Source organism: Candidatus Neomarinimicrobiota bacterium (assembly GCA_036476315.1).
Classification (GTDB): Bacteria; Fidelibacterota; Marinisomatia; order Marinisomatales; family S15-B10; genus JAZGBI01.
The window spans coordinates 1-12,551 of the sequence record JAZGBI010000084.1 but is presented as its reverse complement, the minus strand read 5'-3'; the positions used below and the strand labels follow the sequence as shown (position 1 = coordinate 12,551).

9 protein-coding genes are annotated in these 12,551 nt (G+C 48.6%); 4 read left to right on the top strand and 5 right to left on the bottom strand.

Features of this window, described 5'->3' with window-relative positions:
* Nucleotides 1–244 precede the first annotated feature (244 nt).
* Entirely contained in the window at nucleotides 245–2,911 is a 2,667-nt protein-coding gene (locus V3U24_08495) for a DUF5916 domain-containing protein (protein ID MEE9167478.1), read from the bottom strand.
* A gap of 342 nt (nucleotides 2,912–3,253) precedes the next feature.
* On the bottom strand, nucleotides 3,254–4,090 hold the full coding sequence (locus tag V3U24_08490) for a hypothetical protein (GenBank protein MEE9167477.1): 837 nt from the start codon (nucleotides 4,088–4,090) through the stop codon (nucleotides 3,254–3,256).
* Nucleotides 4,091–4,478: 388 nt separating this feature from the next.
* On the opposite strand from V3U24_08490, the gene V3U24_08485 reads away from it, so the two are divergent.
* Both V3U24_08485 and V3U24_08480 read left to right on the top strand, forming a co-directional pair.
* On the top strand, nucleotides 4,479–5,426 hold the full coding sequence (locus tag V3U24_08485; GenBank protein ID MEE9167476.1) for a c-type cytochrome: 948 nt from the start codon (nucleotides 4,479–4,481) through the stop codon (nucleotides 5,424–5,426).
* 55 nt (nucleotides 5,427–5,481) lie between these two features.
* On the top strand, nucleotides 5,482–6,069 hold the full coding sequence (locus V3U24_08480; protein ID MEE9167475.1) for a hypothetical protein: 588 nt from the start codon (nucleotides 5,482–5,484) through the stop codon (nucleotides 6,067–6,069).
* 104 nt (nucleotides 6,070–6,173) lie between these two features.
* On the opposite strand, the gene V3U24_08475 is transcribed toward V3U24_08480, so the two are convergent.
* Nucleotides 6,174–6,572 (bottom strand): cupin domain-containing protein, encoded by a 399-nt coding sequence (locus V3U24_08475; GenBank protein ID MEE9167474.1) that lies wholly within the window; start codon nucleotides 6,570–6,572, stop codon nucleotides 6,174–6,176.
* Nucleotides 6,573–7,041: 469 nt separating this feature from the next.
* Between V3U24_08475 and V3U24_08470 the strand changes: the two genes are divergently transcribed.
* Nucleotides 7,042–8,388, top strand: a complete 1,347-nt coding sequence (locus V3U24_08470; GenBank protein MEE9167473.1) for a hypothetical protein — start codon at nucleotides 7,042–7,044, stop codon at nucleotides 8,386–8,388.
* A 104-nt stretch (nucleotides 8,389–8,492) separates the two neighbouring features.
* Here the strand turns inward: V3U24_08470 and V3U24_08465 are convergent, their stop codons facing one another.
* Together V3U24_08465 and V3U24_08460 are read right to left on the bottom strand one after the other, a co-directional pair.
* On the bottom strand, nucleotides 8,493–10,493 hold the full coding sequence (locus V3U24_08465) for a glycoside hydrolase family 97 protein (protein ID MEE9167472.1): 2,001 nt from the start codon (nucleotides 10,491–10,493) through the stop codon (nucleotides 8,493–8,495).
* 119 nt (nucleotides 10,494–10,612) lie between these two features.
* Nucleotides 10,613–10,837, bottom strand: coding sequence for a DUF167 domain-containing protein (locus V3U24_08460; protein MEE9167471.1), 225 nt, complete (start codon nucleotides 10,835–10,837; stop codon nucleotides 10,613–10,615).
* Nucleotides 10,838–11,235: 398 nt separating this feature from the next.
* Here V3U24_08460 and V3U24_08455 point away from each other — a divergent pair, with 398 nt between their 5' ends.
* Nucleotides 11,236–12,159, top strand: coding sequence for a sialate O-acetylesterase (locus V3U24_08455; GenBank protein ID MEE9167470.1), 924 nt, complete (start codon nucleotides 11,236–11,238; stop codon nucleotides 12,157–12,159).
* The last annotated feature ends 392 nt before the right edge of the window (nucleotides 12,160–12,551 follow it).

Here is a 12,551-nt window from a genome sequence, read left to right as displayed (position 1 = left end):
GGGGAAAACCGATGACAGCAACAATCAGAATATTTGTGAGAAGATTAGGTTCACATCCTAGATATTAAGTATCTCCAATTCGATGCCCTCCGTCTTGCCTCGAAACCTGTTATCCCTCCCCAGCACTTTGTTCGTGAGGGTTCTCGCAATCCTGGCTGGCCTATCGATTACGACGAATTACAGCTCACAACTAGAGGATTAAACGCATTGCAGGCGGGCGGGGCGGGCTGATGGATAGATCAGGTTAGATATTTACCAGGTAGCTGGCCTTGATGAGGAATACATGCTCTGCACTTGCCTTGAACAGGTTCCGCAAGTCCCGACCAACGTCGAATTCGCCGTTTTCCACTGAATCAGACATGTTCTGAGCCCAGACCAGGTAAATGGCTGACCCAGTCTGATACTCCCACCGTATGACCAGGTTGGAGTTGAACTGCTTGTAGTTGAAGTCCCGATTCCAGAGCTCGAAGTTCGCTACCCCGTCGTTGTCTGTATCGTATGTGTAGGGATCTTCATCGAAATCGCGTTCAACGTCCGTGAAGACATGAAATCGGTCTTCAAAGCGCTTGGCCTGGTATTTCCCTTCGAGCACCAGTTTGTCATCTGTGTACGCGCCGGTGGTAAGGAAGGGGCTGCCGTAATACTGTATGGTAAGTGTGGGAGACAGTGCCACATCGAAGCGAACAGTTGCTGACACCGTATTACGATTCAGCATAGCCATGACATAATGTTCCTCGCCAGACTGGACGTCGGCGATAGGCTCGTAATCACTCCAGGTGGACCAGGTATCGTGCATGTTGCTCAAGCCAGATGAAGCTGTGAGAGAGAAATAGTTGGCAGGCCGCCAGGTGAAACGGGCTGAAACGTTCTGGTAGCGGACACCGCTCTCGGGGGAGCCTCCCATGCTGGTGTTAGCACCAGCGGATAGCGTTTTGCGGTAGTCACTCCCCACAGAAAACCATATGTTTCTGCCCGGATCCTCCGTCATCGCCGGTCCTCCCCAGAGGCCAGTAGTGTTCAAGCCTTTACCCTGAACACCAATCCCGCCGTTAATTGACCAATAATTCATGAAGGTCAGGTTGCCATTCACATTGCCCCCTCTGTCGGTCAATTCGTCGAACCACGCGAAGGTGAAGCCGGTCCAGGCATTGAAGTTCAGCGTCCATCTGCGGATGAACTTTCCCGGATCATCTTCCCGGTACTGCACCCAGATGAACTGGGTGGAATTATCCACGTTCCGGTTGTAGCCAAGGTCATTGGCGTCGAACCCGGGCGAATAGAACCACCCCCCCATTGCTCCGCGCCAGCGCTCACCCTTGAACTTTCCCAGGACAATGTTCCCGGCGAAACCGCTGAGCCGGGTAGCGGTAGAATCGACGTCGAGATGTGGCGCACCCGGACGTTGAAAACGGTGGTTAGGGCTGAGCTGAGTGTTCAGAATCGCCTCACTTGTTCCCCGTACGCTGGTAATGCCAATGGTGGTACTGAACTGGTAAGTATCGTCACTGAAAAGGTGGCTAAAGTCGAAGCCGCTACTGTATGCGTCCCTATGAAGGTACATGAGATTGGGATCATCGAGCTGGCGGTTGGTGGCTGTTACGATACTGCCGATGGTCGTCTTCCCTTCGCGGAAATCCTTCTGCACCCGGGTGACAAAGTAGTTGGTCAGCGGCTCCACTTTCTCCTTCTCACTGGGCGAATCCACGTATTCAATAGTGGCGTGTTCCTCAGAGGTCACCGCTTCAAGAGCACCGATGGACCAGCCGGAACTGGTCTTGCCGGAAAGCTTTCCTGCTCCTAGGATAGTAGTGGCCATAGGGATATCCACATACCCTTCCTCGGTCGAAGGACCATGCTGTGGGCTGCGCCCTATGCGGCGGGTGTAGAACAGAGAGTTATTGCCCATAGGATTATCCCCGATCCCGAGAGGGAACTGGTAGATGTTCCCACCTTCAACAAAGAAAGGGCGTTGTTCCGGGAAGAACGATTCGAATGCGCTGATGTTCAGCTCGGCCGGGTCGGCCTCCACCTGGCCGAAGTCGGGATTGAGCGTCAGATCGAGAGTCAGGTTGTTCGTAATACCCAGCTTCAGATCGGCCCCCAGATTACTGCCCAGATCGTACATTTCGGGGTGCACTGGAGTCCTGTAATCTCTGGCGGTGGCATACTGGCCCGTGGTGTATGGCGCGAAGTAGACCCGCCGCTGCCGGGGAATATCGACAAGGTTGTCCAGGCGGCCATAATGGCGGACCCAGCCGCTCTCGTCCTTGGGCCAGAAGGCCCAGAAATCGTCTTCGTTCTTGCGTGAAATGTGTCGATATACCTGAATGCCCCACGAATGGTCACCACCATTAGAGAAGCGGAGTTCGCGGAAAGGAATCTTGAATTCTGCTGACCAGCCGTCTTCCTCTATGGCTGAATTGCCTTCCCAGATCGCATCCCAGTTCACGTCCAGATTCTCATCATCGTACCGCCTGAGGTCCCGCTTTACACCCTGGGGGTTGAGCCAGAACTCAAATGCCGTCCGGTGGTCGTCATAACTGTCGAGAGACACGCTAATCCAGTCGCTTGGGGTCTGTTCATCTCTGCGGCTCAGAATACTGATGATCCCGTTTGGCTCGGAATCGTAGGCCTTCAAGCCAATGTAGACGTACTCATCATCATAAAGGACCAAGAACTCCGTCCGTTCGGTTGCGGCTTCCCCTTCGAGGGGATCGCGCTGGATAAAGTCAGAGGCCCGTTCCTCCTGCTGCCAGGCTGGATCGTCCAGGAATCCGTCAACGTGAATAGACACGGTGTTGATACGAAGTGCGTTGACCGATTGAGGCATCTCAAGATCCATATCTTCCAGTTTTCCACCGGTCAGATTTGCCACCAGCAACATGAGGAACAGGGTCTTGATCGCTTTCATGATTATTTGTCTCCTGGAAAGCATACATATAAGACACCACGGAACAGGTAAAGGTTGTCAAGAAACTCGATGGTGATTCCAAACTCGTATATTCCTCATGTCCTTTCCAACGAGTATGCTGGCTGTCTCTCGATCACAATGAATGACTAGCCCCATTCTTCAATTTCTTCGACAGTAATTAACAACTCAAACTCACTGGTGATGAGTAGAATAGTCTAACTTTCAACTATTAGTTTACGCTTTTGGTATTTCCAAACCCCAATTCAGACCGCAGTCCTGGGAGTCCGGTGAAGCGAAATGTTAGGCCTTAGCCATTCACAGTCTAATTCGCCTTTTAACCAGTTAAGGGTGGGACCATTGAAATACAAACTCTTTGAATTCCTTCTCATTTTCATTTACTTTTTTTCCAAAGGTGCGAAGTTCATTAAGCGTATACTTTTTATTCAGATATTTTAGATATTCACATCCAATTACATAGCCAATATTTGGATATTCCTTGTTATAACCAGTGGTAAAATAGAATTTGTGATACTCATTGAGGACTTCAAGTTCTTTACTTGACTCTTCATATATTCTCCCCCTCTGTTTATCTATCCAATCTAGACACCTCACATACAATTCTTCATCCATACGGAGATATGTTTCATCACTATGACCTGGGAAGAGTACCAAAGAAACATAAGTAGCATATCCTTCTCTGTAAAAGCCATCCAAAACTGTATTCCAGTTCTCTTCACTTAGACAATGAGCGATTTCATGGGTTAGAAAAATGTCCATGTTCATATCCTCAGCAATACGCTCCATTGCCAAAAAAATATACTGCTTATCATCTATTCTTTCGGTCCAGCCTCCATGTGCAAAAAGACCAATACAAGGCACCAAATATATTTCGGGATACTTATCATAGTGACTTTCAATCTTTTCGATCACCAGATTCTTGACAACTGAGAAACGTTCATAATTTGAAAGTATTAATGACCTATCTTCCAAATATTTAGAGTAAAGGTCACCCACTATTTCATCTAACTTCTTTCCCTCATATTTTGTAAACGCATATTCGATATTACTTTTCAAGATATCTTTATTATTTTCAAAATACTGCAATAAACTATCTTCATTTAGATTCCCACTAGCCAACATTGCTAATATGTCTGCTATGATTGCAATTTCTCTGATCATTACAAAACCTCCAACGCGGTCTTATCCTGTAACCATTATGGCCTGTCTAACATTTATGAAGAAGATTCAGACGTAGTGAATTCATGATATGACTCCAAACATTCATGGAATATGTTAGATTAGTTTAACCTATAATCAAAGTAGGTCCTGACCAACCCCCATTTTTTGGAACGCCTCTGGGGGGCAGGTCAAAGAATACGAACGACCTGTGAGCTTGCTTTTCGTAGCGGAGTGCAGACGCGCTTGCACATCGTCCGTCTTCATTTCATTACGACCTTCATTACGTGGCTTGACTCTCGTTCACTGCTCGGCTATATTCATCGGCATTGGGGGTATTCTGTAGCTAAAAATCATATCATTTGCTGTTCTTCAAAAGAAGGAAACTAGTATGAACAAGAAAATTGGGTTTGCAGGTCTTCTGGTTCTAACCGGGTGTGCCACGCTGATTCCCTTAAAGGTGGGTCCTCCGATTGACATAACCGTGGAAATTACACCTGAGAGGGGCGCCAAAGGTGAGTATCTCGTAAATAACGTAACTCATTGTCTCCACTGTCACTCCGAACTTGACCAAAACTATTATTCATTTCCACCGGTACCGGGCACAGAGGGAGCGGGGGGATTCGTGATTGAGGAAGCTTTTGGCATGGTACAGGTTCCCAATATCACCCCACACGCTTTAGGGGATTGGACCGATGGTGAACTGATACAGGCTATTACTGAAGGCGTGAACAGGGAAAGAAAACCTCTATTCCCCATAATGCCCTACGATCGGTTGCGTTATTTAGACCGGGAGGATCTCTCTTGCATTGTTGCCTATATCCGAACGCTAAAGCCCATCAAAAACGCAGTGTCAGGCAAGAAAAAACTTAAGTTTCCGTTACAATATATTGAACGCACATTCCCCCACCCTTATGATCCTCTGACCCGGCCCGACCCTTCTGACGTGGTGGCTTATGGCAAATACATGACTATCATCTCAAATTGTGAAGTGTGTCATACTCCGACAGATAAGATGGGGAGACCATTGGAAGGGATGTATATGGCCGGCGGACAGGAATTCCTTCTACCGGGCGGAAGTGTGATTCTTACGGCAAATGTCACACCCGATCAGGAAACAGGTATTGGTAACCGCTCGAAAGAAAACTTTATTGGCTTGTTTAAGGCATTTCAGACACCGGTGGAAGTTCCAGAGGACAAGAAACATGAAAACACTCTCATGCCATGGTTCGCTTATACCAACATGACGGAAGAAGACCTGGGAGCCATTTACGAGTACTTGATGACGCTGGAGCCGGTGAACAACAGTGTGGTGAAATACCCGACTGCGTCTGAATGACGGACGACAGGGTGATAGAGGACGAGAAAACCGTGGTTTTCTTAGCAGGATTACCATGAACGATGTCTATGACGTTCTCAGGTTCTTTCATGTCATTAGCTTCGTTTTCATGTCCATTCCCCTTTTCAATCTGATCGTGGTAAACGAACGGGCAATGATGGCGGGTGGTTTTGTCTACGCCACGGATCGCTATATGGAGAATATCATCCGTCGTGGGGCGATCCGGTGTTACGTGTTTCAAACCAGTGTGCTGGTAAGCGGTATCTTGCTTTTGATTTACGGGCCATTGGGGTTTCAGTCGCTGTGGGAGAACTGGGTCGTTCTCGCGAAAACCGTGCTTCTATTCGTGTTGATGGGATTACTTTCTTATGTCCATTTCGCCCTCCAGCCCGCCATTGAGAAACAAATTGCGGCTATCGATCCCGACTCACCTCCGGATGATATAGGTCCCCGCTTGAAACCACTTCGCGCCCGACGCAAGAGACTGGCCACGTTTTGCCTGTTCATCGTCATCACCATTGTCATTCTGGGCCTGCAGGTTTACAGCAGATTCTCTCAGCCTTTGACGATTGCCTTGATCATTCTGGCAGCGCTGTTTTCCTGGCGAGCGAACAAAGCGCTGGTGCGTTTTGGATGGATATGATGCCATTGAGAAGATTTGAAAAACTCCGCGGCGGCGGGCGGGGCGGGTTATTGATCTCTGCACTAACTCAAACTATGGTAAACTTTTGGGGTGCAAAGCACCTTTCAAGACGGGCTATCACCTGAATCAGGCTCCCCGCCAAGAGGCCACCACTCCTTCAACTCGGCTTCGTCAAATGAGGGGGAAGCGGCACTGAAATAGCGCAATGTTTCTTCAGTGTGGTTCTTTATTCCATGCGGAGTGCCCGATGGGATGAAGACACATTCACCACTGTGAATCTCTTCCGTCTCCTTGCCAACTGTCACTAGACCGGCTCCGTCAAGTATGTAGTAAACCTGTTCTGGTGGATGACTGTGAACCCGCTGCTCACCTCCGGGCTCTATTTCAACCAGTGTTGTACAGAGATTCCTGGCGCCTGCGGTTCGAAGTGACGTCAATAGATAGGACGTGATACCTTCCTGGCGCACGTATCGTGGCGCTGTTTTCTTCTTATGAATTTTCATAGGATTGCAGAAGGTAAGGTTTTAGGATGGTCCATCCAACGGTTGTGAGCATACCTGCCCGCCTGCCTCACCCTGTGGGTGGCGGGCAGGTAGCGTCAGCGTACGGGGATACTGGATGCTGGATACTAGATACTTGTTCCTTGATACTTGCTCCTTGCTCCTTGATACTTGCTCCTTGCCTGTCTCCCGCCCCTCCCGATCCCGCCTAATAGGAGGGGCAGGCGGGCAAAAATAAATAGTCAATATTTAGCTTTTAAGATGTAACCTCATTTTAGAAAACATTTACTTCAAGTAAAGAAGAATGATATCATTTGAGTATCGGCAGGATGTCCTCAGCATAATGACTGCGGACTGGGCATGACCTAACAAGTCTCATCTCAGGATCCATTGGAAAATCCTGTGAAAGACCGAATGTCCGCCAGGTGACGGATCAAGTTGATATGAGGAATACTGGATAATGTGGGCAGAGATGAATAAGGGCCTGATTGGGGTGTGGATCAGCTGTGCAGCTGTCACAACCTCCCTTGCGGGTCAAACTACTTCACCGGAAAAGATTGAGATCTACCAATCAGCCTACCAAACGGCCATAAAGGACGGAATTATCAATGAAGATGAACGGGCCATTTTGGATACGCTGGCAAGCACGTTAGATCTCTCGAGCGAAGAGATCGCTGAGATAGAGCCAACTGTTGATGAGATGAGACCCGCCGCATTGGATCAATCCGGGAGGTGGCCGCTTGTTGCACAGAACATGATCTATGGACTGTCAATTTACGGGTGGATGGTCCCCTATGTTCTGGATGCAGAAGACACCAAGTGGTTCGTGGGCTCAGAGATGATCTCATTAGGGGCAGCTTATTACCTCACTTACCGGTACACCAGGGGCATGGACATTCCCCATGCGCGAGCCCAGATGATGAGGGTTGGATCCGCCATCGGATTGAGGTACGGCTTCGGCATCAATGAGTTACTTGATTTGGACGCGGATGAAGGGAAATTGTGGTCGTGGATAGTTATGGGCTCAGTCCCAGTGGGCATCTACGTGGGAGACAATCTGTTCAACCGGTGGAGGCCTTCCAATGGACAGGCCTGGTCGCTGACATTGTGGGCGGAGATCGGGGGCTACACAATGAGACAGCTTCATCATATGCTGGAGAAGGAACCTGAAAATCCATATTCTGACCGGTTCCGGGACCAAGAACAAGAAACGGAAAAACACGAAGAGTGGGAGAAGGAGCATAAGCCCTGGAATAAGGTCCACACTCTTTTCGATATGGCTGGATACCCCGTTGGAGCCTATGTGGCCCATAAATTCTTTGGAAAACGCCAGTACACTTTTGGCGACGCCATGATGTTGCTTCAGGGAAGGGGGCTGGGATTATTCTACGCCGTGTTGATTGGAGATATGTTCAATGTAGATCTTGAGGGCACGGGAGGTCGAATCCTTCGGATGGGAGGGACCGTCGCAGGCACACTCCTTTTTGACAAGTTTATTGAGGGATATGACTATACGTTTGGAGAAGCAGCATTGACAGCCTTAGGAACCATTTCGGGAATGGGCTTCACTCTCGGTACTGCCATTATTCTGGAGTTTGAAGATGAGAAAAAAGTTCTTTATTCTCTTGTCATGGCTGGGGGGGCGGCAGGCCTCTACCTGGCCAGGTCCATTTGGACGCTCACACCAGAAAGTCGAACCGAAACCAGACACCATGGACCAAATCTTTCTGTCTATCCATCCATCCGGCTCCTGAAGGTCGATGGACAAACCACGAGCAGACAGATTATTCCAACCGTCAACTTGGCGGTAGTTTTCTGAATCTATTTCATTAAGGACGCGACCCCATTCCTCCCTCTTGACATACCGACCCGGGTTGATACCCGGCAGCAATGACTCTCAGAATCAAGATCAGGATGAGGGCATCACGACTCTGGCATCAATATCGCAGCCCAACCACCCCCCGGTGCCAGTTTGATCGTCAAAGAACCACCTTTTGAAATGGTTTGAGTGACCTTGCGGTAGTCGCTGCCATAACGATCCGCATTTATTCCGTCTTCGATACTCTCCACGGAATAGTTGCTATCATCAAGGAACGACAGATCTATGTTGAATTCTCTTGCGTTTTCATTTGTCATGGCACCGACATACCAATAGCTGCCATTTTTCCTGGCAAGAATGAGGTACTCACCAACACTGGCCTCCAAAACCCGGGTATCTTCCCAGACTGTCGGTATTCTGGAAATGAATTCCGCGGACTCTGATTCCTTCAAATAATTGCTTGGACTATCAGCCATCATTTGCAGCGGACTTTCATAAATCATGTACATCGCAACTTGATGAGCACGTGTGCCCATGCTCATCGGACGTGTAAATGTAGTGCGGAACTGGCCCGGTTGAGCATTGATCATTGCGCCAGGGGTGTAATCCATCGGGCCTGTCACCATTCGGATAAACGGCAGCGTCAAATCGTGTTCCGGAGTAATATCCCGGCTCCACTTACTGTGCTCCAGTCCTTTCACGCCTTCCCGCGTGATCACATTAGGGTAAGACCGGCGCAGTCCGGACGGTTTGTAGGCACCGTGGAAATCAACCAGCATCTTTCGTTTGGCCGCTTCGTCGGCAACCTTCCAATAGAAATTCACCATATCCTGATCGTCACGTTGCATAAAATCAACCTTGATGCCAGCCGCACCCCATTTCTCAAACTGATCGAGAGCCACGTCAAGTTGGTCATCCAGTGTCTTCCAAATCACCCATAGAATAATCCCCACATTTTTCTTTTTGCCGTAGGCTGTAAGCTCTTTCACATTCATTTCTGGGACAACATCCAGGAGGTTACCCAACTTGTACCAGCCTTCGTCCAGAATAATGTATTCAATGCCAAACTTGGAGGCAAAATCGATATAGTACTTGTAGGTCTTTGTATCCACGCCGGCTCTGAAATCGACTCCGTAGATGTTGTTGGCGTTCCACCAATCCCATGCCACCTTTCCTGGTCTGATCCACGACGGGTCTTTAATCCGCAATTCTTCGGCGAGTTGAAAGACCAATTGATTGGTAATGAGATCGGCGTCTTTCTTTGCAATGGCCAGAATTCTCCAGGGGAAACTCCGGTTCCCTTTTGTCTTCGCGATGTAGTTGGCGTACCTGGTAACCGGCATGTCCCTGTCTGAGTCTGGCTGCAGTTGGCTTTCCAGTGCGTAGTGCGAGAATGTGCTTTTGAGCGCGTTGCTTCCGCTGCTTTTCACCCACATGCCCGGATAATCGAGCAATGCACTCTCGGCAATCAGCACCTTGGGCCCCGTAGTTGAAACCAGAACCGGTAAACTGGCCAATCGTCCGGCGGAAACGGTGTCGAGTTGCATGTGCAGATAGGTTCGCTCATTATGAGAGAAAAAGCTTTCTTCCTCAGGAAAATAGACGTGATTGGTTCCAGCGAAATTGAAAGTCGCTTGTTCGGAAACAACCTTAAGGTTTCCCCCAAAACTCGTTTGGAAACGGTAGGCCACGCCGTTATCGTAGGCCCGAAAGATAACAGAATAATCTCCCTTGAGGGCAATGTTCAATTCATTATAGTGGTCGTCAATAACGGCAAACTTCTCCGGTATCACAGGTCTGATTTCCTGCTCGACGGTACTCCTCCTGACATCAGAGACCTCAGGATTTCGCCCGAGCACCCGGTCATCACCCACCGTCATGGATATTTGTGAAGGCTCGACAACTGTCTTTCCATCAACATTCACGGAATACCTGATCTCATTCTTAACCGTTACGACTAATTCAATCGTCTTGTCTGGTGATTGGATTTCGTACGTTTGCCTTTGCTGGCCGTTGACAATAGTGGCAGCGCAAAGAAGCAGCATCATTATACTGATGAGACGTGTTTCGAAACTCCGCTTTTGCTTATTAACTTCCTGATTCATTTCGTAATCCTTACCTGATTTGTACTCACTATTCGTTCTCTACGGGTATAACAACTGAGCTAACCTGCGGCTGGTACCGGCGTGACCTTTGCACGGACAAAAGACCTGACGTGTAAAGCCTAAATCTCCAGCTGCACCATCTTCACCCGACCGGACGCGCCGCTCTTGATTGAAACCTGGGACTTGCGCAGGTTGAAGTGACGCGCGATAAGCGCGACCAGTTCTTTGTTGGCTTTGCCTTTGATCGGCCGAGCTTTTACCTTAGCATACCAGGTGCCTTCGCTTAATTCCTCGAGTCGATTCTCTCTGGCGTTCGGCTTTACCTTAACTTTAAGCGTTTTCATATGAAATTGTGAATAAGACGAGTATCAAGCTGCGGCCTAACCACGGTCGGATTGCAAAAACGACAGAAAATACCTTCCTGTTCTGAATATGACAACCATTGTTATGGTGCTGACCTCTCTATGAGGACCGGGGCCACATCTTGAATTCCCCATTCGATCCCTCTGTCTTCCGTTTTAACCCGTTATCCCATGCAACGCTTCATAGGACTTTTCTGACACAATTACTCAATAAAATCAACTGGTTACTCCGGTCTGACCCTATCTTGATCTTAACCAGGCGCTGGAGCCGACGGCTCTGAAACTTGCGCGTATATGGCGTGGCGCAGCGCGAGAAGGTTAGAAAGTCTTGGTATTTTCACAAATCACATTCCAAATTGCTACGGAGGGATTTGATCCAAATGAAAGTAACTCAACTGTTGGTGCATTTTATCTTATTCGCACTTTTCCTGTGTTACCACGATCTCGAGGCAAAGGTATTCAAACTCTATTTTTTAGGGGGCCAATCGAATATGGATGGATATGGCTATGTCAGCGACCTTCCTGAAGAGCTTACAGATCCTTTCAAGCGAGTAATGATTTATCACGGTAATACTGCCCCCGATGGCTCTCAAACCGATGGTAACGGGGTGTGGCGTAAACTACGCCCTGGACACGGAGCGGGCCTTGCCTCAGATGGGAAAACCAACACCTACTCGGACAGATTCGGAGTCGAGTTAACTTTCGCGCGTCAAATCCTAGAACTGCAGCCAAATGAGCATATCGCTATCATCAAGTACTCACGTGGTGGAACATCCATTGACACTGCAGCCGCGGGAGATTATGGGTGCTGGGAGCCCGATTATGATAAGGGGAATGGTGTCAATCAGTACGACCATTTTCTGGCCACTGTTAGAAATGCATTCTCTGTTTTGGATATTGACGATGATGGAGAAGCGGATATGCTTCTCCCATCAGGGATTGTCTGGATGCAGGGTGAAAGTGATGCTGCTTATTCTGAAGAAATTGCTCTTAGATATGAGTCCAGTTTAAGGCGCCTCATGGATTTGATCCGTGCAGCTCTCAGGGCTGATGATTTGCCAGTTGCGGTTGGCCGCATATCGGACTCCGGACAAAAGCAGGATGGCAAGGTGTGGGACTATGGAGAGGTCGTGCGTAAGGCTCAAGCGAATTTTGTTGCGACTGATGGCCACGCGGCGCTTGTCACCTCGACTGACGAATACAAATATTCCGACCCGTGGCATTATGACAGTGAAGGGTATCTTGACCTGGGCAGGCAGTTCGCAGATGCTATCTTCCGAGTTAGTACACCTGCACAAGAGTGAATCTTGAAAGAACAATGACGCAATGCCGTTAAGTGGTCGGGCCACATCTTAAATACGAATATCTGCCAAATGTTGGACGCAACTCGATGGGTAACCACTATCCAATCACCACTATCCAGTCACCAGTGAACCAGTTAACCAATTAACCAATCAACCAATCAACCGGTATCCAGTCACCAGCATCCAATATCCAACATCCAGTATCCAGTAACCAGCATCAAGTAACAAGTGTCAAGTATCAAGGATCAAGTAGCAAGCATCCAGTATCGGTACGGTTTCAAGACATGGTTGACACAAGAATGTCAGGACATGGTTGACACTCAACGACTAAACTTAGGGCATAATGACAAAGGAGATTACTTATGCCCTGGAAGGAGTGTAGCCTAATGGAG

What these genes read in the sequence shown, in the direction of transcription:
- V3U24_08480 (MEE9167475.1), top strand. Translation starts at nt 5,482, where the DNA reads ATGAACGATGTCTATGACGTTCTCAGGTTCTTTCATGTCATTAGCTTC.
- V3U24_08465 (MEE9167472.1), bottom strand. Translation starts at nt 10,493, where the DNA reads ATGAATCAGGAAGTTAATAAGCAAAAGCGGAGTTTCGAAACACGTCTC.
- V3U24_08490 (MEE9167477.1), bottom strand. Translation starts at nt 4,090, where the DNA reads ATGATCAGAGAAATTGCAATCATAGCAGACATATTAGCAATGTTGGCT.
- V3U24_08495 (MEE9167478.1), bottom strand. Translation starts at nt 2,911, where the DNA reads ATGAAAGCGATCAAGACCCTGTTCCTCATGTTGCTGGTGGCAAATCTG.
- V3U24_08460 (MEE9167471.1), bottom strand. Translation starts at nt 10,837, where the DNA reads ATGAAAACGCTTAAAGTTAAGGTAAAGCCGAACGCCAGAGAGAATCGA.
- V3U24_08455 (MEE9167470.1), top strand. Translation starts at nt 11,236, where the DNA reads ATGAAAGTAACTCAACTGTTGGTGCATTTTATCTTATTCGCACTTTTC.
- V3U24_08470 (MEE9167473.1), top strand. Translation starts at nt 7,042, where the DNA reads ATGAATAAGGGCCTGATTGGGGTGTGGATCAGCTGTGCAGCTGTCACA.
- V3U24_08485 (MEE9167476.1), top strand. Translation starts at nt 4,479, where the DNA reads ATGAACAAGAAAATTGGGTTTGCAGGTCTTCTGGTTCTAACCGGGTGT.
- V3U24_08475 (MEE9167474.1), bottom strand. Translation starts at nt 6,572, where the DNA reads ATGAAAATTCATAAGAAGAAAACAGCGCCACGATACGTGCGCCAGGAA.